Source organism: Microbulbifer sp. S227A (assembly GCF_049800935.1).
Window position 1 is genome coordinate 332260 of sequence record NZ_JBNAFZ010000001.1, and the last position, 24263, is coordinate 356522.

Sequence of the window (24263 nt, forward strand, 5' to 3'; positions counted from 1 at the left end):
ACTAGCGTTCACTGCAAGCCGCTTGCATTCACCCACTATTCCTGATCACCGTTGTTCTGGAACAATTCAAATGAGTGTGCCGTGTACGAAAACGCATTTAATAAAATCGAGCGAGACCTTCGCGCCGAAGAAGGCATTGCCAACGAGCTCGACTACGTCGAACAAACCTCTTGGGTGCTGTTCCTGAAATACCTGCACGATCTGGAAGCCGAACGCGCCGACCGTGCCGAACTTGAGGGCAAAGACTACGCCCCCATCATCACCGGACCCTACCAGTGGTACAAATGGGCCGCGCCCAAGGTCGATGGCGCGTTCGATCACAACGCCGCGCGCATCGGAGACGACCTGATCACCTTCGTCGATCAAGAGTTGTTCCCCTATCTCGCCAGGTTCCGCCAATCCGCCACCAGCCCGCAAACCATCGAATACAAAATCGGTGAGGTGTTCACCGAACTGCGCAATAAATTTCGGTCTGGCTATATCCTGCGTGACGTCCTGGAACAGATAGACAGCCTCGCGTTCAACACGCAGGAACAACGGCACGAACTGTCCGAGCTTTACGAAACCCGTATCCGGCGCATGGGGAACGCAGGGCGCAATGGGGGCGAATACTACACCCCCCGCCCCCTGATCCGTGCCATGATCAAGGTTGTGCAACCGCAGATTGGCGAGACGATTTACGATGGGGCCTGCGGATCAGCAGGCTTCCTGTGCGAAGCGTTCCAATATCTGACAACCCATCCTGACGGCACCCGCAAGGACATTGGCGGCGGCTGGAACACACTTCAGGCCAGGACCTTCTATGGCCAAGAGAAGAAGGGCCTCGCCTACATCATCGGGATCATGAACATGGTCCTTCACGGCATCGAAGCCCCGAACCTGATCCACTCCAACACGCTCAATGAGAACGTGATGGATATTCAGGAGAAGGATCGCCACGACATCATCCTCGCCAATCCGCCTTTCGGCGGGGGCGAGCGGCGCGAAGTGCAGCAGAACTTTCCTATCCGCACGGGCGAGACGGCCTATCTGTTCCTGCAACACTTCATCCGCAAGCTAAAGGCAGGCGGGCGCGCCTCCGTGGTGATCAAAAACACCTTCCTCAGCAACACCGACAATGCCTCTGTCGCGCTGCGCAAGGAATTGCTGGAGGCGGCGGAGCTGCACACCATCCTCGATTGCCCGCAAGGCACCTTCCAGGGCGCGGGGGTCAAGACCGTGGTGCTGTTTTTCGAGAAAGGGGCACCGACACGAGACATCTGGTACTACCAGCTCGATCCTGGCCGCAGCCTTGGCAAGACCAACCCGCTGAATGACGATGATCTGGCGGAGTTCGTGGAACTCCAACGCACGCGCCCGAACGGGCCGAAAAGCTGGATCGTCAACCGCGCCGATCTGGATGAGGACACCTACGATCTGTCGGTCAAGAACCCCAACGCGCCCGAGGCAGAGGCGCTCCGCAGCCCTGAAGAGATCATCGCCGACATGCTGACGCGGGGTGCCGAGACAGCCCAAATCCTCGAAGACATTCGGGGGATGCTGTGAAGGATTCGGTTAAGGCAGGTTGGATCGAAATACCGCTCGGCGAGATCGCGGAACTCCGTAGCAGGATCGGCTGGAAAGGTCTAACTGCGAAGGAATACACGAAGTCGGGGCCCAGATTCCTCTCTGTCCACTCCCTGAATTATGGGGACTATGTCGATTTTCGAGATGCTTTCCACATTTCGCAGGAGCGCTATGACGAAAGCCCCGAAATAATGCTCCAGCAGGACGACATCTTGATTTGCAAAGATGGTGCTGGCATCGGCAAACTGGGAGTGGTTCCCGAAGTTCTTGAACCTACCACGATCAATTCTTCGCTTCTATTAATCCGACCCGGACCCAAAGTCCTTCCAAAGTACCTCTACTTTTGCCTGCTAAGCCCATATTTTCAAGAAATCGTACAGTCGAGACTAGAGGGCGCGACAACGCCGCACCTCTACCAACGCGACATCACAACATTTCCGGTCTTCCTTCCACCTCACGAAGAACAACAGCGGATTGTTGCGGTTCTAGACGAGGCCTTCGAGGGTCTGGCCCGTGCCCGCGCCCACGCCGAAGCTAACCTACAAAACGCGCGGGAGTTGTTTGGCAGTGCGCTGCAAGCGGCGCTTCACGATGAAACAATCTCCTGGAATGAAACATTGCTTGCTGACCTTGGAGATGTAGTCACTGGATCAACGCCCAAGACTTCTGACAAAGGTAATCTCGGTGATCATATTCCCTTCATTAAGCCAGGCGATTTCTTGCCCGACGGCTCTCTAGTCTACGACAATCAAGGCTTGAGCGAGCAAGGAGCGGCAGTATCTCGCGTCCTTCCGGGAGGATCGGCTCTGATGGTTTGTATCGGCGCGACCATTGGAAAGGCAGGTTATTCAGATCGCCCGATAGCTACGAACCAGCAAATCAACGCCGTTGCTCCAAAAGATGGGATCAGCGGTGAATATCTCTACTACCAAATGCTGACGCCTGAGTTCCAAGCAGATGTGATGCGCCAAGCGGGACAAGCAACGTTGCCGATAATAAACAAAGGAAAGTGGAGCAAGCTCAAAGTCCGTATGCCAAGCGATTTAACGAAGCAGGCAGAAATTGTTGAAAAGCTCTCCAGCATTCGCGCCAAGGTCGATGCAGCATCAGCGCAGTATAAAGCGCAAACTCTTGATTTGGACGATCTCCGCCAATCCCTTTTGCAGAAAGCCTTCGCGGGCGAATTAACATGACGTAACGAGTAATGAAGATGAGCATTTACGACGAAACCGAAGCCGATACCCGCGCCGAGCGCATAGACCCCGTCCTTGCGGCGGCGGGCTGGGGGAAGAACGGCTCGAAGGTTCGGCGTGAAGTCATCTGCCCTGGGCGCATCCAGTCAGGCGGTACTCGCGGCAAGGGCCTATCTGCCGACTATGTGCTGATCCACAAAGGCCAGAAGCTCGCTGTGCTGGAAGCCAAGCGTGCTGGCATCAGTCACCGCAACGGCGTCGGTCAGGCCAAGGATTACGCAACCCGTCTTGGCTCCCGCTACGCTTACGCCTCCAACGGTCTGAACTGGTATCAGATAGACATGACCAGCGGGGCCGAGGGCGAGATGGATTTGCCCTTTCCAACGCCCGATGAGCTATGGGATCGCACTTTCGCCGATCAGAACGTTTGGCGTGAACGCTTCGGTGCCGTAGACTTCGAGACAGATGGCGGCAAGTGGGAGCTGCGTTACTACCAGCACAAGGCCATCACGGCGGCGCTTGAGGCTGTTGCCAAAGGCGACCGTCGCATCCTGCTGACGCTAGCAACGGGTACAGGAAAGACCTCCATCGCTTTCCAGATCGCGTGGAAGCTGTTCCAAGCGAAATGGAACCTCTCGCGCGAACCCGTCCGCCGCCCGCGCATCCTGTTCCTTGCCGACCGCAACATCCTCGCCGATCAGGCGTATAACGCGTTCAGCGCCTTTCCCACGGATGCCGTCAACCGGATCGACCCTGGCACCATCCGCAAGAACAAAGGCGTGCCCAAGAACGCCAGCCTGTTCTTCACGATTTTCCAGACCTTCATGACCGGCGAAGGTGAACCGGTATACACGCAATATCCGCCCGACTTCTTTGATTTCATCGTGATCGACGAATGTCACCGGGGCGGGGCCAAGGACGAAAGCCAATGGCGGCAGGTACTGGAGTATTTCGAACCCGCCGCGCAGCTTGGCCTGACCGCCACACCCAAACGCAAACACAACGCCGATACTTACGCCTATTTCGGCGAACCGGCCTACACCTATGCGCTGCGCGACGGGATCGAAGATGGCTATTTGACGCCGTTCAAAGTGCGCCAGATGGTCAGCACGATTGACGAATACGTCTATGACGGTGTGGACGAACTGGTGGCAGGCGAGGCCGAGATTGGCGAGAGTTTCACCGAAGGTGATTTCAACACCCGGATCATTATCGAAGACCGCGAATTGAGCCGTGTCCGCGAGTTCATGGATCAAGTGGATCAGCGCCAGAAAACGATTGTGTTCTGCGCCACACAAGATCACGCCGCCCTTGTCCGTGACCTGATCAACCAGGTGAAGGCCAGCGACAACCCCAGCTATTGCCACCGCGTCACGGCAGAGGATGGCGCGGTCGGCGAGCAATGGCTGCGCGATTTCCAGGACAACGACAAAACGATCCCGACGGTTCTGACGACCTCGCAAAAGCTTTCGACTGGCGTGGATGCTCGGAATGTCCGCCACATCGTGTTGATGCGTCCGGTTCGGTCGATGATCGAATTCAAACAAATTATCGGGCGAGGCACACGCACCTATGAGGGCAAGGATTTCTTTACGATCTGGGATTTCGTGAAAGCCCATGAAAACTTCAACGATCCCGAGTGGGATGGCGAACCGCTGGCTCCTGAGCCGCCCAATGGTCCACGCCCGCCCGTTGATCCGCCGAGGCCGGGTCCTGATATTGACCCACCCGAACCAGGCAGCGATGACGACGATCCTCCGCGCGAAAAGATCATCGTAAAGCTGTCGGACGGCAAGGCGCGCCAAATCGCATACCTTTCCACGACGACCTATTGGGGACCAGACGGCAAACCCATGTCGGCCAAGGAATTCCTCGAACGGCTGTGCGGCGACTTGACTGGCATTGTCGCGGACGAGGACCAGCTTCGCACCGTGTGGAGCGACCCTGACACGCGTGACCACTTCGTCAAGCAGCTTTCGGATCGAGGTTATGACCAAGAGAGGTTGAGTGATATTCGAACGCTTGTGGACGCTCACGACAGCGATCTTTTCGACGTGCTGAGCTATGCCCTGTTCACTCAACCGCCTAAGACACGTCACGAGCGCGCGGATGGTGTCAGAACAGATGGATTTTCCGACACAGGCGCAGACATGAAGGCATTGCTCCTTTCGATACTCAGCGCGTATGAGGTGCGCGGCGAGAGTGAGCTATCGAATGGAAAGCTTGGGAATTTTCTGACGGCGCGTTATGGTAGCGTCAGTGAAGGTAAAGAAAGGCTTGGCGGATTGAACGCTGTCAAGCAAGCATTCATTAATATGCAAAAAGCGCTGTATGTGGATTGAGCCATGAATTGGTCATATGCGTTTTGTCTCAGATGCGTGCGCAAGCCGAACGATGTTTTCACTTAGATCATTGGCCGAAACAATGCTGGCCCAAAGCTCCATCAGCAACTGTCGCTTGTCGAACAAGTCAGACCGCGCATAGGCGGCTTCGGCCTTGTCCTTGATGCCATGCGCCAGCGCTGCTTCGATTACTTCACGGGGGAAGCTGGTGGTTTCGCCCGCCCAATCGCGGAAGGTCGAGCGGAAGCCGTGGACGGTGATGTCGGTGCGGTCCATGCGGCGCAGCACGGCGGTCATGCTCATGTCAGAAATCGGTTTGCCGGGTTTCGCCTCACTGCCAAAGATCAGGGCATCGTCGAACGTGCCTTCTGCGCGATGCCCGATCAGAACCAAGGCTGCATCGGTCAGTGGCACGCGGTGTTCCTTTGCTGCCTTCATCCGCCCCGCCGGGATGGTCCAGACCTGGGCCTCCAGATCGACTTCTCCCCACGTCATGCCGCGTGTCTCGCCAGAGCGCGCCGCTGTGAGGATGGTAAAGGCCAGCGCCCGCGCGGCGACACCTTCACGCTGGGCGAGGTCAGTCATGAAATCGGCAATCTCGGCGTGGGGCAGCGCTGGGTGGTGCTTGACCGCACGCACCTTTTTAGGCTTGGGCAAGAGGTGATCCAGATGCCCACGCCAACGCGCCGGATTGTCGCCGCTGCGAATACCAAGTGCGGAGGCATAGTCGATCACCGCTTCGATGCGCTGGCGCACCCGATTGGCGGTTTCGGGTTTCGCCGCCCAAATAGGGGTAAGCGCTGCAATAACGTCCGACGTCTCGACCTTAGCCACCTGTACCGCGCCGATCTTGGGAAAAACGTAAGCCTCTAGCGTGGACGTCCATTGAGCCGCGTGCTTGGCATTTTTCCAGCCAGGGCGTTTGCTTTCGATTAGTTCCAGCGCGGCTTCGCGGAAAGTCTTGGGCTTGGCCTGCTGCTTCTTGCTGATCGGGTCTTCGCCTTCGGCAATCAGTCGCCGCGCTTCTGCCGCGCGGTCACGCGCCATGGCGAGACTAACGTCCGGGTATGGCCCAAGACCCAGATCGCGGCGGCGTCCTTTGACTTGGTAGCGCAGAACCCACGAGCGTGCGCCCGAGGGTTTGACGTAAAGAAATAACCCCCGCCCGTCGCCGTGCCGACCGGGGCCTGCCGTGTCCACCTTCCGCGCATTCAAGGTCATGCTGTTCCCACATATGTTCCCACACTTGACCTTGATTTAGGGCGAACGGCGACGAACCGCAAGAGGCAGGCGCGAACTTAATGGCATGTAATTACAACATTAAAATGAACGCACGCGAACCTCTAAAACTCCAAGAGAACACTGGTTATACGGACACCCGATCCGCCACTTGCCCCAGCGAAAGCGTTCTCCCGATCCGGCTGCGGCCGGATTTTCTCGTTGTATTCGAGGGTTATGCGGGAGGGACTGTTCACCAACCTGCCTGGCCGGACGACCTAAAGTGTTCTCTTTCTGCCGATATTCTCTGAACCTGTTGCCTGCGGTGACTTGGTGAATTTTATGTAAGCGACTGAAAACGCAAATACTTTACGTACTCTCCGTTGTGCACTACGCCGCCAGTGGCGTTCGCCCAAAAGGGACTGAAGTCGAACCGGCTCAATCCTATTCCCTGAATGCTTGTCGACCCGCTGACTAGCCGCGCTGAGTGCTGTTTCGCAGCATTTCCTTGATGCTCTGGTACAAGGAGGCTTTAAAGGACGGGTCTTGGGAGTGGAGTTTGTACAGCTCGAGCTCTTCCTTGCGTCGCCGCAACATGACATCTTTCATGATTTTCTCGAATGCTAGATCGCGCGAGAATGGATCCGGGTTGTCGCTAAACTTTTCGTCGTAATCGGGATGCGCCTGCACGCTGTCGACGATGTTGAGAAACTTCACGCGTTGCTCTTCCGGTGTCGCGCTCCAACCTTGAAACCAGCGTTCATTGAAGCTTCGAATGATCTCCTCAAGCGGGTCTTCCTGGACCTCGCCTTCACGATACCCTCGCGGATTGGGGTTTTGTGGCTCGAGTTCTGACTCGGACGCGTCCAGCCCGATTGCGTGGTTCAACTTTGTTCGTTCGAGGCCGTATGAGGAAAGGTCAACGGCTTCGAGCAATTCGTCGAGTGCATCTTGGTTCGGATCCTGGATCTTAAGTTTCGGGATGAGGAACTTAAGGAACCAGAACAGCTTTTCCCAGGCCAACACCTCGAAGGGCATTATGGATGCCATCTGGCCGTAGACCTTCACGAACTGCTTGGCTTTGATCTTGTAGTCGATCTTGTCTTTGTCCTCGAGATCTAGTTCAGCGTTGAACCGCTCTGCCGCGGCGTCGATCAGGGGACTGAGCGTCTGGGCATCTTCCCCATCAAAAAAGCGGGTGCAGAACTCCTCGACTTCGGACCACTCGTAAACACCTGCATCGTCGAGCGTAGCCTTCAACTCATGCAGAACATTTACGTCGGTTGCCTCTGACAGTCGCAGCTTTGCCATGGTCATGTCGATGCTCGGCAGAACGTAGTAGTCGCGCGGCGCATCGTTCATCTCGTCCATCCGAACTGCGATGGTGATGTCGGGGACGAGGCCCGCGTCGAGGCGAATGCGCCATCGCAAGGATCCGGCCCCGGTCTCGAAACATCGGGCGAGCACCACCGAAGCCGTGAACTCGTCATTGACCCGGATCAGGTCCGTGTCAGGGTATTGCACGGCACGGCCGCCGCGGTTTCCTATGCCGTCGATGATCTCGGCCACGATGCCGGGATACGCCTGTCGCAGGGCCCGGTTGATCTCGACGTATCGATAGTCGCGATCAGGCTCGTAGCCGATCAACTGGTAGGCACGCAGCAGACTGCCAAACCGGTTGCGAAAGGCGCTGGAGGAGGGCAGGTCGTCTTGCTCATCTATGATCAGCCCCGACAGCACACCTTTCTTCTTGAGAACTCCACGCAGCGCCTCGAGCAATTCATCATCCGTGAAATGATGGCTGCGCGCGTCGACGATCTCCCGTGCACGCAGAAAGAATGCCTCGTCCACGATCGCCGGATAGACGCCTTCGGCCCGGATCCACATGTCGCGCGGATTCACCACCCGGCGCTGCTTCAGCTTGAACGACACCTTGTTGAAGACGTTGTTGCCGATGTAGTTTTCGTTGGTCAGGACTTGGTGGACCGACGCCCGAGTCCACGGCCGTTCGAGATCAGTCAGGTGGCCTTCGGCGTTCAGGGCGCCCGCGATTTCTCGCTCGGAGCAGCCATCCTCCATGAACATCCTGTACATCCGCCGGACGACGTCCTGCTCCTGTTGCGGTCCGGGAACGAGAACGACCCGGTCGGTCTGCAGACTCTTTTACTCGCCCCGGGACAGTTCACCCTTTGGGTTGCCGTGCTCGTCGATCAACACGCGCCGCAGCCCGTACCCGGCCGCGCCGCCCTGGCGATAGCACAGTTCGACCAAGCGGCATTGCCCGGCGAAGACCTTGACCGAGAGCTCGCGGCTGTATTCACCTGCCATGACTCGCTTTACGGTCTTCAGCAGGTTCGAGCCGATACTGCCGTCATTCTCGAACTGCTCGCCGCAATAGTGAACGCGGATCCCGGCGCGGGAACAGACATGCTCGTGATATGCGCCTTCATCGGCATCCTGAAACCGTCCCCACCGGCTGACGTCATAAACGAGGATCGCTTTGAAATCGGCAAGGCCGGATTGGACCACTGCCATCAGCTTCTGCAGTGCCTCGCGCCCGTCGAGCCGTAATCCTGATCGGCCGGAGTCCTCAAACCTACGCAGAATGATCAGGCCACGGGCCTCGGCATAGCTGCGAATGACATCGAGCTGGTTCTCGGTGGAGTACTTCTGGTGATCGGTCGACATCCGCACATAGGCGACGGCCGGCACATCCTTCTCAGGCGGCGCGTCGCTCGTGTCTGAATGGGTCGGCCAACGACCGCTCACATCCGTATCTCCTCATTATTCCAGGCAAATCCATCGATCCCGTCGGAATCAACGGCTGAATTCTTCGCGTCCATGTAAAGCGAAGGAGGGTGGAATGTCGTTTCCGAAAAAGGGCAAGTTCTTTCCAAGGGAAAATGGATACAATGGTAAAGCGGAGCAGCTAACGAATGGCGGCTTCATTAAAGAAATCGCGGCTGCTTTGAAACGGTCGCTGGGAAATAGTCGGGCGGGCGTAAAGACCGTAGCGGCCTGGACAGGGGCCAACGAGAAAACGGTGAAGAGCTGGTTCTCGGGTGTCTATGGTCCGAGAGGGGCGCACCTGATCGCACTGGCGCGCCACTCCGACGAGGTGTTGGCGACATTCCTTGCGATGGCGGGGCGGGAAAACCTGATGGTGGCGATCAAGCTCGCGGCGGCCGTGGACGCTATTGCGGAATTGCTGGTTGCTGTGCGTCAACTCGGTGGCCGTGATGCAGAACTTGCAAGCACGGACGGTCGGGGGCAACCGCATAGGTAGCCCCTTTTTTCGACCGCTTTGGGACCTATCGGGGTAGCGGGAGATAGGAGCCGCCTTCTGACTGGCGTATACCCCACCGTAGCGAACTGGATTATCGACCGTCTCTTTCGTCCTCCGTGGCCTTCAGTGCTTCGCGTTCGAAGGCCTCGATGTCCTCGAGGCGGTAGATCACCCGGCCTCCAATTTTTGGGAAATGGGGACCTTCGTCGATCCAACGCCACCGCTCAAGTGTTCTGGGGCTGATTTTCCACCGAGCTGCCAGCTCGGTCTGATTGAGGCAAGTTTCTCGCATTTTCGTCTCCTTTCGCACGACCCACGTGGCCGCAAGAGGACGAATGCGTAGATAATAAAGGCATGCAAGTCAGTTGGTTGCGGACTTTTTTGGCGTTTGGGCACGCCAATCTGCAAGGTCACTTATTCGCTGGGTCTCGTTGCCTGGTAAGGCGCTCAATTTTCTGGTCACTTGTAGTGTGTTCTTTTTTGGTTATATTGAACACGAAGTAGGCGAGAGGATAACGCCATGTCGAGACCGACCACAATGACGGTCCGCGTAAGCGGCGCGCTCAGCGATTTCGTCGCGGCGAATACTGGCGACGATGGCGACTATGAGAACGTCAGCGAATACATCCGGGACCTGATCCGGCGCGACAAAGAACGGGTGGAGGCGGAATCCTTCGACCGGTTGAAGACCGAACTGACCCACGCATTTGCCGCACCGGAGGAGAGCTATCAGCCCCTGAAGGCGGGTGATGTGATCGCGCGGAACCGGTCCTGACCAAGTGCCGGCCATTCGTATCCAGGAGGCGGCCTCCCACCGCCTCGACGACATCTACCGCTACACCCGCGACCGGTGGGGCGAGGATCAGGCCGAGAAATACATCACCGGTCTGTTCGTAGCCTTCGACAAAATCGCGGGACACGGTGTCGCCTCGAAACCGATCCCGGCGGAATTCGGGGTCGTTGGTTTTTTCTTTCGGTATGAGCGCCATTTCGTCTATTGGCGCCATCTCTCGAATGGCGACATCGGGATCGTGACGATCCTGCACGAGCGGATGCATCAGATCGACCGCTTCCGGGATGACTTCGGGCTTGGATGACCAGCCTAAGTTCAAATAGGTGTCGGATTTGCGCAAGATTGTGCAGCCGATATGAGGGGCGTGACGCAAGAAATGGAGAACTTCCGAATCCGATCCTTTCCCCCTCCGCCAATCACTCATTTTTTCAGATTATCGCAGCTCAAACCAGTCCCCCATGCATTGGGGAACTAAGGGACTTTGCGGGTTCTGACGTTTCATCGGATTTTGTTTGATTTCACCTGTATACTCTCCTTGCGTGGTGTGAATGGTGGTATCTTTCACGGCGGCACCGAAACAACTAGTTCTTGGTCTACCGGTCGCACTCTTCGGCCAGAGTATTCTACCCTCTTCGATCAAGCGTTCCATCGTATCCGGTGCAACCGCTCATCCTCTTTGCGGGTGCGGCGGGTATCCCGCTCGCAGAGACGCCCGCCGGCAGGTGGGCGGCATGTAGCCCATCGAGTATCGGGGGTGCCTAACGCCGGGTGCCTGAACCAATCGCAGACGCCCCGATCGACCGCCCGCCGCAGCTCAGCCGGGGCGGCGGATCGACTGCCCCGCCCCTTCGGGATAGGGCAAACCCGCCTGCGCCACGCGGATGCGACGCATTGCCTCTTCGATCCCGGATGACGGCGCAGACGGTCGCCGGGTCGCAAGATCGACATGCAACAGGAAGCTTTCGCCGGTCGCCAGCAGCCGATCCCCTTCATACATGCTGTGAAACAGGTGCAGCTTCTTGCCCTCTCCCACCAGCATCTGCGTGCGTATCTCGATCCGCGCGCCCGCATGGGCCTCGGCAAGATGGCGAATATGGGTTTGCGCCGTGAAATAGCTGCCGCCGGAGGCGATATAGTCCGCGTCGCAACCGATGATCTCCATGAACCGGTCGGACGCGGCGGCAAAGGCTTCCAGATACTTGGCTTCGTTCATGTGGCCGTTATAATCGGTCCAGTCGAGCGGAACCGCGCGCGACAGGGTGAGAATGGGCCGGGACAGATCGCCGACCTGGTCCACCCCACCGGCCAACGTGGAATTCTCGCGCAAGCGGTCGTCCTGCCGGTTCAGCACGGCCCCCGCGCCCCATCCCTGCCCCTTGAGCGCCCGCATCATCGCCACGAGGTTGTTGTCACGGATGCGCTCCAACTCGCGGATCGAATGTGCCCCCGACTGGGCATCCGACTGCCCGGCAATCAGATCGACCAACTCGTCGGTGAAGTCCGGAACATCCATCAACTTGGTCCAGGGCCATTTCAGCGCCGGACCGAACTGTGCCATGAAATGCTTCATCCCGGCCTCGCCCCCGGCCACGCGATAGGTTTCGAACAGACCCATTTGCGCCCAGCGGATGCCAAAGCCCATGCGGATCGCCTCGTCGATCTCCTCGGTGGTGGCGATGCCATCCTTGACCAGCCACAGCGCCTCGCGCCAGACCGCCTCCAGGAACCGGTCGGCGATATGCGCGTCGATCTCTTTCCTGACATGAAGCGGGAACAGGCCCAGCCCGGTCAGGGTTTCACGCGCCCGCGCCACCAGCGCCGGGTCGTTCTCAGCGGTCGTCACCACCTCGATCAACGGCAACAGGTAGACCGGGTTGAACGGGTGCGTGACCATGATCTGGCCCGGGCGCGCCGCGCCCTGCTGCAACTCGCTCGGCTTGAAGCCCGAGGTCGATGACCCGATGATCGCATCCGTGTGGCAAGCCGCCTGCACCCCGGCAAACACCTTGTGCTTGAGTTCCAGCCGCTCTGGCACGCTCTCCTGGATCCAATCGGCACCGGCAACCGCCTCGGCCAGCTCCGCGTGAAAGCTCAGCCGCCCTTCCGCCGGCAGCGGCGCATCGCTCAGACCGGGCAGCGAGCGGCGCGCATTGTCCAGCACCTCGCCGATCTTGCGCTCGGCCTCCGGGTCCGGATCGAATACCCGAACATCCCAGCCATTGAGCAGGAACCGCGCGGCCCACCCGCCGCCGATCACACCACCACCGATGATTGCCGCCGTTTTCATGACATCACGTCCCCTTGCCCGCCTGGGCCCATGCATTCCAGTAACCCGGGATATCCGCCCCCGGACGGCCCTATTTCGTTGCCGGTGCCCGCTTGGTCAGGCCCAGCTTGTCGCGCACCTCGGCGGGGCCGATGACCCGCGCGCCCATGTTCTCGATGATCGTGCCGGCCCGCTCGACCAATTGCCAGTTCTCGGCCAGCACGCCCTTGTCGAGCCACAGGTTATCCTCGAGACCAACCCGCACATTGCCGCCCGCCAGAACCGCCGCCGCGACATAGGCCATCTGGTTGCGCCCCAGCCCAAAGGCCGAAAAGGTCCAGTCATCGGGCACGTTGTTGACCATCGCCATGAAGGTGTTGAGGTCATCCGGCGCGCCCCAGGGCACCCCCATGCACAGCTGCACCAGCGCCGGGCTCTCCAGAACGCCATCCTTGACCAGTTGCTTGGCGTACCACAGATGCCCGGTGTCAAACGCCTCGATCTCGGGCTTGACCCCAAGCGCGGTCATCATCCGCCCCATCGCCTGCAACATGCCCGGCGTATTGGTCATGACATAATCCGCTTCGGCGAAATTCATCGTGCCGCAATCCAACGTGCAGATTTCCGGCAGACACTTGGCCACGTGCTGCACCCGTTCGGCGGCGCCGATCATGTCGGTGCCCGCCGGTTGCAGCGGCAGCGGGCTTTCGGTGGGGCCGAACACCATGTCTCCGCCCATGCCCGCGGTCAGGTTCAAGACCACGTCCACCTCGGCTTCGCGGATGCGCTCGGTCACTTCGCGGTAGTAGGCCAGATCGCGGCTGGGCGTGCCGCTTTCAGGGTCGCGCACATGGCAATGCACCACCGCCGCGCCCGCCTTGGCGGCGGCAATCGCGCTCTCGGCGATCTGTTTGGGGCTGCGCGGAACATGCTGGCTACGGTCCTGGGTTCCGCCAGAACCGGTCACGGCGCAGGTGATGAACACGTCCTTGTTCATGGTGAGCGGCATCGGCTGATCCTCCTGTTTGCTGGCGGCAGGATGGCGCGTCTTGGCAAGTAAAAATTTGCACTTTATGCAGTTAACTTGATGAAATCCGCGATTAACATTCTCGAACCGACGTCACGGCCTCTCGATGTTGCGGTTCTGGTTCTGGACGACAGCAACACGCTCAGCTTTGCCGCCGGTGTCGACCCGATGCGCGCCGCCAACCGGATGTCGGGACGGCGGCTGTTTGACTGGCAGTATGTCACCGCCACAGGGAGCCCCGCGCAATTGACCAGCGGGCTCTCGGTGCCCGGCCCGGCGCTCAGCCGTCTTCAGGGATGCGACCTATTGCTGGTGGTTGCCGGGTTCAACCTCAAGAGGCATGACACCCCCGCGTTGCGGGCCGGCCTGCGCCGGATCGCGGCCAGCGGAGCGACGCTGGCGGGGATCGATGGCGGGCCGTGGCTGATGGCGGAAGCCGGGGTATTGGATCAGTTCAGCGCGACAACCCACTGGGAAGACCTGGATAAATTCTCCCAGAACTTCCCCGAGATTACCCCCCTGCGCAACCGGTTCCATGTGGATCGCACCCGGATGACCAGCGGCGGCGCAACCCCGGCGATCGACATGATGCTCTATCTGATTAAATGCCGCTATGGCGCGGCCCTGTCCGCCCGCGTGGCCGGGGCCTTTATCTATGACAGCGCGCCCGACCCGGCGCGCGCCCAGAGCCGCAGCGGCAATCCGGGGCATTCCGCCCTGACCGCGCGGGTCAGCGCGCTGATGGAGCAGACGCTGGATGCGCCGCTGGCCATTCCCGAACTGGCCCGCCGCGCCGGCACCAGCCCGCGCATGTTGCAATCCCAGTTCCGCATCCGGCTGAACACCACGCCCAAGGCGCATTACCTGTCCCTGCGTCTTGCCGAAGCGATGCGGCTGGTGCGCGATACCGACATGCCGCTGCTGGATGTGGCGCTGGCAACCGGGTTCGGCTCGGCCGCCACCTTCGCCCGCGCCTTTCAGGCAACCCATGGCTGCTCTGCCCGCGCCATCCGGCGGGCAGAGCAATCAGCACCGTAAGGCGGCCCGCCTAATAGGGCATGGGATGCGCGCGGTGGGCGGCGTCGATATCGGCCAGCACGTCGTCGCTCAGTTCAACCTCGACCGAACCCAGGATGTGATCCAGCTGGTCCAGATGTGTCGCGCCAAAGATCGCCGACGCCATGAAGGGGCGCGTGCGACACCAGGCCAGCGCCATGTGGACCGGATCAAGCCCATGCCGTGCAGCCACGTCCAGATATGCCGCCACCGCCTCATGCGCGCGGGGCGTATCGCGCCCGCCCAGATTGGCCACCAGCGACTTGCGCGAGCCATCGGGCACCGCACCATCGGCGTATTTTCCGGTCAGCAGCCCCGCCGCCAGGGGCGAGAACGACAACAGGCCGACTTCCTCGTTCACGCTCAGCTCGGCCAGATCGGTGTCATAGAGACGGCACAGCAGGGAATATTCGTTCTGGATCGATGCGACGCGCGGCCAGCCGCGATCCTCGGACACCCGCACCCATTGCGCGGTGCCCCAGGCGCTTTCGTTGCTCAGGCCGAAATGCCGGATATTGCCCTTGTCGACCTGCTTTTGCAGCGCTTCGAGGCACTCCTCGATATTGGCCAGCGTGTCCGCGCGGTTCTGGCCCGACGGATCGTAGGTCCAGTTCTTGCGGAACATGTAGCTGCCCCGGTTCGGCCAGTGGAACTGGTACAGGTCGATATAGTCGGTTTGCAGCCGCCGCAGGTTGCCTTCGATGGTGCCCGGGATCGTCGCCGCCGAAATCGGTGCCCCGTTGCGCACATGGGCCATGCCCTCGCCCGAATGCTTGGTCGCGAGGATATAGTCACCGCGCCGCGCCCGGTTGGCGGCGTTCCAGGTGCCGATGATCTCTTCGGTGCGGCCGATGGTTTCCGCGCGCACCGGGTTGACCGGGTACATTTCGGCGGTGTCGACGAAATTGATCCCCGCCGCCAACGCCCGGTCGATCTGCGCGTGGGATTCGGCCTCGTCGGTCTGGGTGCCAAAGGTCATTGTGCCAAGGCACAGTTCGGATACGGTCAGGCCGGTGCGGCCCAGCGGGTTCATTTTCATTGCGGCTTTCCTTGCTTGCTTGGGCTGCAACCTAGCGATCGCGTCACGGATGGCAATTCGCTTGCGGCCGCTTTTGCGCCCATCCGCCGTAGTGATGGGTCCGGTTTGGCTTGCAGTCGCCACAGGCAGCGCATAGCCATGGCCCAACCATTTGCAAAAACGACATGATATTGTCGAGAACAGCCAAGCCCCGACCGCCCAGCCAGCCAGATTGATCGCACCATGCGCCTGTTGATTTCCTTTGCCGCCCTCTTCCTGTCCGTCATCCTGTTGCAATTGTCCTCGGGCGGGGTGGGGCCGCTGGATGCGCTGTCGGGAATCGCCCTGTCGTTTTCGACCACCGAGATCGGCCTCTTGGGCTCGGCGCATTTCCTCGGGTTCTTCATCGGCTGCTGGTGGGCGCCCCGGCTGATGGGCAGCGTCGGCCATTCCCGCGCCTTTGCCGCCTTTACCGCCGCCGGCGCGATCGGGTTGCTGGCGCATATGCTGGTGATCGACCCCTATGCCTGGACGATGATGCGGGTGATGTCGGGGCTGTGCGTGGCCGGCTGTTACACGGTGATCGAGGCCTGGTTGCAGGCCAAGGTTACCAACGAGAGCCGGGGCCGCACCATGGGCATCTACCGGGTCGTGGACATGAGCGGATCGCTGGTGGCGCAGCTGATGATCGGGGTGCTCGAACCCGCGAGCTATGTCAGCTACAACATCCTGGCCATTCTCTGCTGCGCCGCGCTGCTGCCCCTGACCCTGACAACCGCGCGACAGCCCGAGACCCCCAGCGCACCGCGCCTGCGCCCGGGGCTGGCGGTCCAGATGTCGCCCTTGGCGGCGGCGGGCGTGGTCGTTGCCGCCCTGTCCTCGGCCAGCTTTCGCATGATCGGGCCGGTCTACGGGCAGGAAGTCGGGCTGACGGCGGGGCAGATCGGCTGGTTCCTCGCGACCTTCGTGCTCGGCGGGGCGGTGGCGCAATACCCGGTCGGCTGGCTGGCGGATCGGTTTGACCGGCGATGGGTGCTGATCTGGCTGTCGGTCGCGGCAGTGGCCAGTTGCGCGATGACCATGGGGGCGCCGGGTTTCGGAATGGCGGGCGTCATGGTCAGCGCCTTTGTCTTTGGCGTGACCACCTTCCCGATCTATTCGGTTGCCGCCGCCCATGCCCATGATTTCGCCAAGAGCGAGGAGCGCGTCGAACTCTCTGCCGCGCTGATGTTCTTTTACGCGCTTGGGGCCATCGCGGCCCCGGCGGTTGCGTCGCTCCTGATCGGCTGGTTCGGGCCGCCCGCAATGTTCATGATGATCGCCCTCGGTCATCTGGTGCTCGTGGTGTTCGGCATTGCCCGGATGCGGATGCGCCCGACCAGCGAGACCAGGACGCCCTATGTCTACACCCCGCGCACATCCTTTACCGTGGGGCGTCTGTTCCGCCGCCAGCGGGACAGCGATTGACGCGGCGGGGCGGGCAAAAGACGGGGTGACGGCCCGCCAGCCCTGCGCTACATAGCGGCCAACTCAGCGCGGACGGATCAATGGCACGCATACTCATCACTTCGGCGATTCCCTATATCAACGGCATCAAGCACCTGGGCAACCTGATCGGCAGCCAGCTGCCGGCGGACCTCTATGCCCGCTACATGCGCTGTCGCGGCAACGAAGTGATGTTTCTCTGCGCCACGGACGAACATGGCACGCCCGCCGAACTGGCCGCCGCCAAGGCGGGAAAACCGGTCGCCGAATACTGCGCCGAAATGCACGCGGTCCAGTCGGACATCGCCAAGCGCTTTGGCCTGAGCTTTGATCATTTCGGGCGCTCGTCCAATCCACAGAACCACAAGCTGACCCAGCATTTCGCCGGCAAGCTGGCCGAGAACGGGCTGATCCGCGAAGTATCTGAAAAGCAGGTTTATTCCAACGCCGATGGCCGGTTTCTGCCCGACCGCTATATCGAGGGCACCTGCCCCAATTGCGGCTATGACAAGGCCCGTGGAGACCAGTGCGAGAACTGCACCAAGCAGCTCGACCCCACCGACCTGATCAACCCGCGCAGCGCGGTGTCGGGCTCGACCGATCTGGAAGTGCGCGAGACCAAGCACCTCTACCTGCGGCAATCGGCGCTCCGGGACGATCTCGACAACTGGATCGACAGCAAGACCGACTGGCCGATCCTGACCACGTCGATCGCCAGGAAATGGCTGCATGATGGCGATGGCCTTCAGGATCGCGGCATCACCCGTGATCTCGACTGGGGCATCCCGGTGAAAAAGGGCGATGCGGACTGGCCGGGCATGGAAGGCAAGGTGTTCTACGTGTGGTTCGATGCCCCCATCGAATACATCGCCTGCGCCGCCGAATGGGCCGAGGCCAACGGCAAAACCGACGCGGATTGGGAACGCTGGTGGCGCACCGACAAGGGTGCCGAAGATGTCCAGTATGTTCAGTTCATGGGCAAGGACAACGTGCCCTTCCACACCCTCAGCTTTCCGGCCACGATCCTTGGATCGGGCGAGCCGTGGAAGATGGTCGATCACCTGAAGTCTTTCAACTACCTGAACTACGAAGGCGGCCAGTTCTCGACCAGCCAGGGGCGCGGCGTGTTCATGGACCAGGCGCTTGAGATCCTGCCCGCCGACTACTGGCGCTGGTGGCTGCTCAGCCATGCGCCCGAGAGCAGCGACAGCGAATTCAGCTGGGAAAACTTCCAGCAATCGGTGAACAAGGATCTCGCCGATGTTCTGGGCAATTTCGTCAGCCGCATAACCAAGTTCTGCCGCAGCAAGTTCGGCGAGGCGGTGCCCGAGGCCGGCAGCTATGGCGAGGCCGAAGAATCCCTGATTGCCGACCTGACCAAACGCGTGCGTGCCTATGAAGGCCACATGGCGGCGATGGAGGTGCGCAAATCGGCGCAGGAATTGCGCGCCATCTGGGTCGCCGGCAATGAATACCTGCAAAACACCGCGCCGTGGACCACCTTCAAGACCGATCCCGACCGCGCGGCGGCGCAGGTCCGGCTGGGCCTGAACCTCGTGCGGCTCTACGCGGTGCTGAGCGCGCCCTTTGTCCCGGATGCCAGCGCGCGGATCATGGCGGCCCTGCAGAGCGACGACGACAGCTGGCCCGACGACGTGCCCGCCGCGCTCACCGCCCTGCCCGGTGGACATACGTTCACCGTGCCCGAGGTGCTGTTTGCCAAGATCACCGACGAGCAGCGCGAGGAATGGGAAACGCGGTTTTCAGGCGTCCGTACCTAACGTCGCCGGCTGCCCGGCGAGCCTGAGAACCCGGTCGCTCAGGCGGGCCGCCTCCTCGCGGGAATGGGTCACGAATATCGTCGCTGGGCGCACCTCTGCGATCAGGCCACGCGCCAGGTCGAGCATTTCCGCCGCAAGCGCGGGATCCAGCGACACAAAGGGTTCATCCAGGATCAACGCCTGCGGTCGCGCGGCAAAGGCCCGCGCCAGCGCAAGGCGGCGCTGTTGGCCCAGCGACAATTGCCCCGGAAACAGATCGGCCTTGCCGCCAAGCGCGACACGCTCCAGCGCGGCCCGCGCCCGGTCCCGGCCAAGTTCGGGATGCAGCAGCGTGATGTTTTGCAAGGCGCTGCGCCACGGCAGCAGGGTCGGCTCCTGAAACACCATCGCCAGCCGTTCGGGCCGGTCGATCCGCCCGCCAAACGCCCCGTCGATCCCCGCGATCAGCCGCAGCAACGTGGTCTTGCCAATGCCAGACGGCCCCTGCAGGGCCACCGTTTCCCCGGCCTTCACGACAAAGCGGATGTCGCGCAGGATCTCGGTCTCGCCAAACCGTTTGCGGGAGATCTCGACCGCGATCATGCGCGTCTCCAGCGGCGCGCGCGGCGCTCCCACGGTTGCAACAGCAGCCATTCAACCGCCAGCATCACCGCGATGAAGGACAGCGCATAGACCAGCACATGCGCCACGTCGAAGAGCTGGAAATAGAGATGGATCTGAAAGCCGATGCCGCTGGAGCGGCCAAGGAATTCGGCCACCAGCACGATCTTCCAGATCACCGCGACCCCGGACCGCGCCGCCGCCGCGACAAAGGGCGCAAGCTGGGGCAGAACCACGTGCCGCAGATAGCTGCGCCGGGACATGCGATAGACCTGCGCCATGGCCCTGAGATCGGGATCAAGCGCCCGCGCGCCCTCGCGGATGATCGTGGTGACATTCGGGATCTTGTTCAGGGTCACGGCGAGAATGGCGGCAGTCTCGTTCAGCCCGATCCACAGGTAACACAGCACGATCAGCACCAGCGCCGGCAGGTTGAGAAACACCACCAGCCACGGATCAAGCCACCGGTCCACCCGCGGAAACAGCCCCATCACCAATCCGAGCGCCAGCCCCACCGACATGGCCAGCACAAAGGCCCATGCCACCCGGATCAATGTCATCGCAAGGTGATGGGGCAGGCTGCCGGATGCGATTTCGGCACGGAACGGCCCCAGCAACGCCCCCGGCATGGGCAGCACCTCGGGGTCATTGCCCAGCCACGCCACGATGACCCAGAGCGCCAGAAGGCCCGCAAGAGACGTCAGGCGAACGATCACGACGTCACTCTGTCCGGGCGAACAACCCGGCGGGCAAGGTCGTTGCGCCGCCCACCAGCCTGTCGCCGCCCAGTTCCGCCATCAGCCGCAGGAATGCGTCGGCGCTCTCGGGGTTGACCGGACCTTCCGCCGGTATCCCCGCCCTGAAATCATCGCGCAGCGCCCGGAACTCGGCCGCCGAACCCGCGTTCATCCGGTCGCGCAGCGGCGCCCATGCGGCATCCTCGGTGGCCAGCAGCGTCTTGGATGCACGGGTCGCCGCATAAAACGCCCGCGCCAGTCCGGGATGCCCGGCCAGATCGCTTTCCTTCATCACATATCCGAGCAACGGCACGTCCGGGTCCAGCCCCAGGCCCGCGGATGCCTCGGCAACCGAGATCAGTTCGCGCATCCCCGCGGCCTTCATCCTGGCAAGGAAATGCCAAAAATTGATCGCCCCGTCGGTACCCCCGGCCAGCGCGGTCCGGTAGATCAGCGGCGGCGCGCCATAGACCTGTTCGGTTTGCCCCGCGAGGTCCATCCCGAATTCCCGCGCCGCATAGGCTTGCAGGATCAGCCAGCTCTTGTCGAGCGGCCCGCCCGCGATGCCGATCTTGTCACCGGCCAGATCGGACAGGTGCCGCGCGGGGCTGTCGGCGGGGACAACCAGTCCGCCAACCGCGCTGGAATAGGGGATGAACACATAGTCCTTGCCCGCCGCCCTCTGCCGCGCGGCCCAGATCAGATCGACCACCGCCACATCCGCATCGCCGCCTTCAAAGGCCACCCGCGTCGCGCCATTGTCGGCATAGGGCAGCACCGCAAGTTCGAACCCGTTTGCCCGGTCGAACCCGTTGCGCCGGATGGTGTCCAGCTCCCAGTTGACGGTGCCGATCTTGAGGACAGCGACCCGTACCACGGGAACTTGCCGTGCCTGCGCGACAACGGCCAGTGCGGCGCAGCCTATCACGAAAATCGCGCTGACCAGTTTCATCAGCCTCATCATCCCCTCCCGGTGCCGGGGTGCGGGGTGTTGCCATGCGCACGGCCCGGCCCGCCAGACGGGTCGATCCTGCCGCATGCGGTCGGGACGCGAAACCGGGACCAAAGGCGCATTGGCCAGGATCAGAGCCAGAGCCCCGACATGGCAATCCCAAGGCCCGCCCCGCCAAGCGCGCATTTGCCCACGATGCCCCGCGCCCCGATCAGCCCATGGCTCAGCAGGGCCAGGCCGATCGCAACTCGAACCATGGCAAACAGCGCCGCCAGCGGCGCATCCGCCAGGTTCAGCAGGTTCGGATTGGCGATCATCGCCAGCGGAATCACGTATAGCCCGACGCCAAGCGCCATCGCGGTCAACGCCACCTTGATCCAGCTTTCGCCGATCATGCCCGCCGCGATGAACACCGCGCCACAGACCGGCGGCGTGATGGTCGACAGCAACGCGAACCAGAACACGAAGAGATGCGCCTGCAACGGCTCCACCCCCTGCTGGATCAGCGCCGGGCCCGCAACCGAAACACAGATCACATAGGCCGCCGTTGTCGGCACCTCCATCCCCAGCACCAGACAGGCCAGCGCCGTCAACAGCAGCGACGGCCAGAGCAGCCCGCCCGAGGCGGACAGGATCAGCGAGGTGATCTTGACCCCCAGCCCGGTGATCGACAGCACACCGATGATGATCGACGCGCAAAAGATGATCGATGCGATCATCGCGATCTGCCGTGCCGCGTTCAACAAGGCCGACGCGAGCCGTTCGGCCACCTGAACGCGATCAAACCGGCCCGTGCGGTTGAAAAACAGCAGGACCGCCCCGGCCAGGATCGACAGGCTTGCGGCATATTGCGGTGTGAACCCCGCCCCGAACATGCCCCAGAGCAGCACCGCGAATGGCACGAGGAAAAACGCCGACGTGATCAGCACGTCGCGCCGGCCCGGGCGATCCGCCTTATCGATGCCGCGCAGTTCAAACCGGCCCGCATAGGCGTTGATCCCGACCCACACCGCAAGGAAATAGAGCAGCGCCGGCAGGATCGCCGCGGCCATGATGCCGGTATAGGGAATGCCCGTCAGTTCGACCATCACAAAGGCCCCCGCCCCCATCAGCGGCGGCATGATCTGGCCACCGGAGCTGGCCACCGCTTCGACCGCCGCCGCCAGCCGTCTGGGATAACCCAGCCGCGTCATCGCCGGCAGCGTGATCGCACCGGTTGAGGCGACATTGGCCGAGGCCGAGCCCGAGATCGACCCGAACAACGCCGACGAGATCACCGACACCTTGGCCGCGCCCCCCTTGAGCCGCCCCGCCGCGGCGGCGGCGACATTCATGAACCCCTGCCCCGCCTCGCCCGCGTTCAGCACCGCGCCGAATATCACGAAAATCGACACGACGCCGACCGATACGGCGGTCAGGCTGCCCCATATTCCGCCCTCGGCGATGGTGAGCGTGCCAAGAAAGCTGTAGAGCGGCGTGCCCGCATGGCCGAATTCACCCGGGATATGCTGCCCCAGCAAGGCATAGGCCAGCGCCAGCACCGCCACCAGGGGCAATGGCCAGCCGATGGCGCGGCGCGCCGCTTCGACCACGCATCCGAGCAGCACAATCGCGACTCCGAGTTGAAAGCGGTTTTCCAGAAACCCGTATTGATCGCCAAGCGCCTCGTGGTTCAGCGCCACCCACAACGCCGCGGATATGCCGAGCCCCGCCAGAATCCCGCCGCTGACCGCCTGCGACCGCGACCTGGCCCCAAAGACAAAGACCCAGGGCAGCACGAAGGCAAGGTGCAGCGGGCGGCTGACGAGATTGGGCACCAGCCCCCAGAAGATCAGCCCGATATGGAACGCGACCATCACCGCCGCAAGGATCAGCCACAGGGCGCGCAGCGGCGTCGCTGCTTGGGGGTCTGTCATGTCTTGCCTTTCCTGCTGGCCGGGCGGTCACCGCCCGGCCAATGGTGTCAGATCGTTACTTTTGCGCGTCGGTCAGTTCGATTCCGGCCTCGGCATAATAACGCTGTGCGCCGGGATGAATCCGGCCGGTGATATTGGCCATCAACGACTGGTCCACGCCGTTCCACCACGGGGCTTCGGCCCCCATCCTGGCCTTGCTCTCCCAGAAGGTCCGGGTCAGCGCATAGGCGGTGTCGTCATCCATCTTGGTGGTGGTAAAGGCCGCCACCGGAAGCGAGGTTGTGACAATGGCTTCGGCTTGCCCGTTATAGGTGCCCGCCGGGATCACGAGCCGTGCGCGCTTGGTCTCGGCAATCTGTTCGTCGCTCAGCGACAACACCCGCACACCGGCAGAGGCCGCCGCCTCGATCACGTTGGGCGCCGGCCAGGACCCGGCGGTCACAAAACCGTCGATCTGGCCGTTCTTGAGCGCGGCAACCGCCCCCGAAAGCTCGGCATCGGCAAGATTGACCTTGCCCTCAAGCCCGAACAGCCCGAGATATTTCTCGCCCTCACGCGCCCCGAACGAGCCTTTGCCAAGCAGGATGGTCTTGCCCTCCATGCCCGCGAAATCGGTCACGCCCGAAGCCTCGGACATGACGAAATGCATGGTCAGCGACGGAATCGGGAACAGCGCGCGAATCTCGTCAAAGGCCGGATCGCCCTTGCCCTCGAACATCGCCTTGCCGCCCTGCGCCAGCCCCACCAGCGCCGGCGGCGTGGTAAAGACGTAATCCGCACCGCGCGCGCGCACCTCCATGACGTTCTGCACCGAGCCCTGGCTCTCTTCGACGGTGACAATGATGTCGCCCTCCGACCCGGCCTTCATCGCCTCGGCGATCTGCACCCCCATCTGGTAATAGGACGACGCGGTTTTCGCGGACTTGTAGGTGACCCGCGTTTCCGCCAGCGCGGGCAGCGCAAGGCCTGCCGCGACGGCCGCCGCGAGAAGCGGCAACTTGAGATCGATCATGTCATTTCACTCCCT

Annotated in this window: 21 protein-coding genes; 9 read left to right on the forward strand and 12 right to left on the reverse strand. The window is 61.6% G+C overall.

What is annotated here, in order from left to right; genetic code table 11:
• Window positions 1–81 precede the first annotated feature (81 nt).
• From ACP15R_RS01655 to hsdR, 3 genes are read left to right on the forward strand one after another with little or no spacing between them, the layout of a single operon-like run.
• Window positions 82–1545 (forward strand): N-6 DNA methylase, encoded by a 1464-nt coding sequence (locus tag ACP15R_RS01655; RefSeq protein ID WP_424984625.1) that lies wholly within the window; start codon window positions 82–84, stop codon window positions 1543–1545.
• Window positions 1542–2759 carry a restriction endonuclease subunit S gene (locus ACP15R_RS01660; RefSeq protein WP_424984626.1) on the forward strand — a complete coding sequence of 406 codons (1218 nt, stop codon included), beginning with the start codon at window positions 1542–1544 and terminating at the stop codon, window positions 2757–2759. The genes ACP15R_RS01655 and ACP15R_RS01660 overlap by 4 nt, the downstream gene beginning before the upstream one ends.
• A 17-nt stretch (window positions 2760–2776) precedes the next feature.
• A complete protein-coding gene (hsdR, locus tag ACP15R_RS01665; protein ID WP_424984627.1) occupies window positions 2777–5101 on the forward strand; it encodes an EcoAI/FtnUII family type I restriction enzme subunit R in 2325 nt (774 codons plus the stop codon).
• Window positions 5102–5113: 12 nt separating this feature from the next.
• Here hsdR and ACP15R_RS01670 read toward each other — a convergent pair whose 3' ends face one another.
• From ACP15R_RS01670 to ACP15R_RS01680, 3 genes are all read right to left on the reverse strand, one after another.
• Window positions 5114–6322 (reverse strand): tyrosine-type recombinase/integrase, encoded by a 1209-nt coding sequence (locus ACP15R_RS01670; protein ID WP_424984628.1) that lies wholly within the window; start codon window positions 6320–6322, stop codon window positions 5114–5116.
• Between the two features lie 471 nt (window positions 6323–6793).
• A complete protein-coding gene (locus tag ACP15R_RS01675) occupies window positions 6794–8476 on the reverse strand; it encodes a recombinase family protein (protein ID WP_424985242.1) in 1683 nt (560 codons plus the stop codon).
• Window positions 8477–8482: 6 nt separating this feature from the next.
• Complete coding sequence (locus ACP15R_RS01680; protein ID WP_424984629.1) at window positions 8483–9088, reverse strand: recombinase family protein; 606 nt, start codon at window positions 9086–9088, stop codon at window positions 8483–8485.
• A gap of 94 nt (window positions 9089–9182) precedes the next feature.
• On the opposite strand from ACP15R_RS01680, the gene ACP15R_RS01685 reads away from it, so the two are divergent.
• Window positions 9183–9605: a hypothetical protein gene (locus tag ACP15R_RS01685; RefSeq protein ID WP_424984630.1), complete on the forward strand. Its 423-nt coding sequence runs from the start codon at window positions 9183–9185 to the stop codon at window positions 9603–9605.
• Between the two features lie 91 nt (window positions 9606–9696).
• On the opposite strand, the gene ACP15R_RS01690 is transcribed toward ACP15R_RS01685, so the two are convergent.
• Complete coding sequence (locus ACP15R_RS01690; RefSeq protein WP_424984631.1) at window positions 9697–9897, reverse strand: helix-turn-helix domain-containing protein; 201 nt, start codon at window positions 9895–9897, stop codon at window positions 9697–9699.
• Between the two features lie 228 nt (window positions 9898–10125).
• Here ACP15R_RS01690 and ACP15R_RS01695 point away from each other — a divergent pair, with 228 nt between their 5' ends.
• The gene (locus tag ACP15R_RS01695) at window positions 10126–10380 is read left to right on the forward strand and encodes a ribbon-helix-helix domain-containing protein (RefSeq protein ID WP_424984632.1); all 255 of its coding nucleotides are present in this window, start codon (window positions 10126–10128) and stop codon (window positions 10378–10380) included.
• 4 nt (window positions 10381–10384) lie between these two features.
• Window positions 10385–10702, forward strand: coding sequence for a type II toxin-antitoxin system RelE/ParE family toxin (locus ACP15R_RS01700; RefSeq protein ID WP_424984633.1), 318 nt, complete (start codon window positions 10385–10387; stop codon window positions 10700–10702).
• Between the two features lie 510 nt (window positions 10703–11212).
• Here ACP15R_RS01700 and ACP15R_RS01705 read toward each other — a convergent pair.
• Both ACP15R_RS01705 and ACP15R_RS01710 read right to left on the reverse strand, forming a co-directional pair.
• On the reverse strand, window positions 11213–12685 hold the full coding sequence (locus ACP15R_RS01705) for a carnitine 3-dehydrogenase (protein WP_424984634.1): 1473 nt from the start codon (window positions 12683–12685) through the stop codon (window positions 11213–11215).
• A 70-nt stretch (window positions 12686–12755) separates the two neighbouring features.
• Complete coding sequence (locus ACP15R_RS01710) at window positions 12756–13673, reverse strand: 3-keto-5-aminohexanoate cleavage protein (protein WP_424984635.1); 918 nt, start codon at window positions 13671–13673, stop codon at window positions 12756–12758.
• Window positions 13674–13751: 78 nt separating this feature from the next.
• Between ACP15R_RS01710 and ACP15R_RS01715 the strand changes: the two genes are divergently transcribed.
• Window positions 13752–14729, forward strand: a complete 978-nt coding sequence (locus tag ACP15R_RS01715) for a GlxA family transcriptional regulator (protein ID WP_424984636.1) — start codon at window positions 13752–13754, stop codon at window positions 14727–14729.
• A 10-nt stretch (window positions 14730–14739) separates the two neighbouring features.
• On the opposite strand, the gene ACP15R_RS01720 is transcribed toward ACP15R_RS01715, so the two are convergent.
• Window positions 14740–15786: an aldo/keto reductase gene (locus ACP15R_RS01720; protein ID WP_424984637.1), complete on the reverse strand. Its 1047-nt coding sequence runs from the start codon at window positions 15784–15786 to the stop codon at window positions 14740–14742.
• A gap of 222 nt (window positions 15787–16008) precedes the next feature.
• On the opposite strand from ACP15R_RS01720, the gene ACP15R_RS01725 reads away from it, so the two are divergent.
• Together ACP15R_RS01725 and metG are read left to right on the forward strand one after the other, a co-directional pair.
• Entirely contained in the window at window positions 16009–17232 is a 1224-nt protein-coding gene (locus ACP15R_RS01725; protein ID WP_424984638.1) for an MFS transporter, read from the forward strand.
• Window positions 17233–17312: 80 nt separating this feature from the next.
• Window positions 17313–19031 (forward strand): methionine--tRNA ligase, encoded by a 1719-nt coding sequence (metG, locus tag ACP15R_RS01730; protein WP_424984639.1) that lies wholly within the window; start codon window positions 17313–17315, stop codon window positions 19029–19031.
• On the opposite strand, the gene ACP15R_RS01735 is transcribed toward metG, so the two are convergent.
• The 5 genes from ACP15R_RS01735 to ACP15R_RS01755 form a co-directional block, all read right to left on the reverse strand.
• Window positions 19014–19613 (reverse strand): ATP-binding cassette domain-containing protein, encoded by a 600-nt coding sequence (locus tag ACP15R_RS01735; protein WP_424984640.1) that lies wholly within the window; start codon window positions 19611–19613, stop codon window positions 19014–19016. The two genes, metG and ACP15R_RS01735, sit on opposite strands and share 18 nt — an antisense overlap.
• On the reverse strand, window positions 19610–20347 hold the full coding sequence (locus ACP15R_RS01740; protein ID WP_424984641.1) for an ABC transporter permease: 738 nt from the start codon (window positions 20345–20347) through the stop codon (window positions 19610–19612). Before ACP15R_RS01740 ends, ACP15R_RS01735 begins: the two co-directional genes overlap by 4 nt.
• A 4-nt stretch (window positions 20348–20351) precedes the next feature.
• Window positions 20352–21329 (reverse strand): ABC transporter substrate-binding protein, encoded by a 978-nt coding sequence (locus ACP15R_RS01745; protein WP_424984642.1) that lies wholly within the window; start codon window positions 21327–21329, stop codon window positions 20352–20354.
• 122 nt (window positions 21330–21451) lie between these two features.
• Window positions 21452–23236 carry a TRAP transporter permease gene (locus ACP15R_RS01750; RefSeq protein WP_424984643.1) on the reverse strand — a complete coding sequence of 595 codons (1785 nt, stop codon included), beginning with the start codon at window positions 23234–23236 and terminating at the stop codon, window positions 21452–21454.
• A 55-nt stretch (window positions 23237–23291) separates the two neighbouring features.
• Window positions 23292–24248: a TAXI family TRAP transporter solute-binding subunit gene (locus tag ACP15R_RS01755; RefSeq protein WP_424984644.1), complete on the reverse strand. Its 957-nt coding sequence runs from the start codon at window positions 24246–24248 to the stop codon at window positions 23292–23294.
• Window positions 24249–24263: the final 15 nt, after the last annotated feature.

Bases quoted from the DNA above. Each gene is read 5' to 3' on its own strand.
- hsdR (WP_424984627.1), top strand. From the start codon at position 2,777: ATGAGCATTTACGACGAAACCGAAGCCGATACCCGCGCCGAGCGCATA.
- ACP15R_RS01670 (WP_424984628.1), bottom strand. From the start codon at position 6,322: ATGACCTTGAATGCGCGGAAGGTGGACACGGCAGGCCCCGGTCGGCAC.
- ACP15R_RS01685 (WP_424984630.1), top strand. From the start codon at position 9,183: ATGTCGTTTCCGAAAAAGGGCAAGTTCTTTCCAAGGGAAAATGGATAC.
- ACP15R_RS01690 (WP_424984631.1), bottom strand. From the start codon at position 9,897: ATGCGAGAAACTTGCCTCAATCAGACCGAGCTGGCAGCTCGGTGGAAA.
- ACP15R_RS01695 (WP_424984632.1), top strand. From the start codon at position 10,126: ATGTCGAGACCGACCACAATGACGGTCCGCGTAAGCGGCGCGCTCAGC.
- ACP15R_RS01705 (WP_424984634.1), bottom strand. From the start codon at position 12,685: ATGAAAACGGCGGCAATCATCGGTGGTGGTGTGATCGGCGGCGGGTGG.
- ACP15R_RS01710 (WP_424984635.1), bottom strand. From the start codon at position 13,673: ATGCCGCTCACCATGAACAAGGACGTGTTCATCACCTGCGCCGTGACC.
- ACP15R_RS01715 (WP_424984636.1), top strand. From the start codon at position 13,752: ATGAAATCCGCGATTAACATTCTCGAACCGACGTCACGGCCTCTCGAT.
- ACP15R_RS01720 (WP_424984637.1), bottom strand. From the start codon at position 15,786: ATGAAAATGAACCCGCTGGGCCGCACCGGCCTGACCGTATCCGAACTG.
- ACP15R_RS01725 (WP_424984638.1), top strand. From the start codon at position 16,009: ATGCGCCTGTTGATTTCCTTTGCCGCCCTCTTCCTGTCCGTCATCCTG.
- metG (WP_424984639.1), top strand. From the start codon at position 17,313: ATGGCACGCATACTCATCACTTCGGCGATTCCCTATATCAACGGCATC.
- ACP15R_RS01735 (WP_424984640.1), bottom strand. From the start codon at position 19,613: ATGATCGCGGTCGAGATCTCCCGCAAACGGTTTGGCGAGACCGAGATC.
- ACP15R_RS01745 (WP_424984642.1), bottom strand. From the start codon at position 21,329: ATGAGGCTGATGAAACTGGTCAGCGCGATTTTCGTGATAGGCTGCGCC.
- ACP15R_RS01750 (WP_424984643.1), bottom strand. From the start codon at position 23,236: ATGACAGACCCCCAAGCAGCGACGCCGCTGCGCGCCCTGTGGCTGATC.
- ACP15R_RS01755 (WP_424984644.1), bottom strand. From the start codon at position 24,248: ATGATCGATCTCAAGTTGCCGCTTCTCGCGGCGGCCGTCGCGGCAGGC.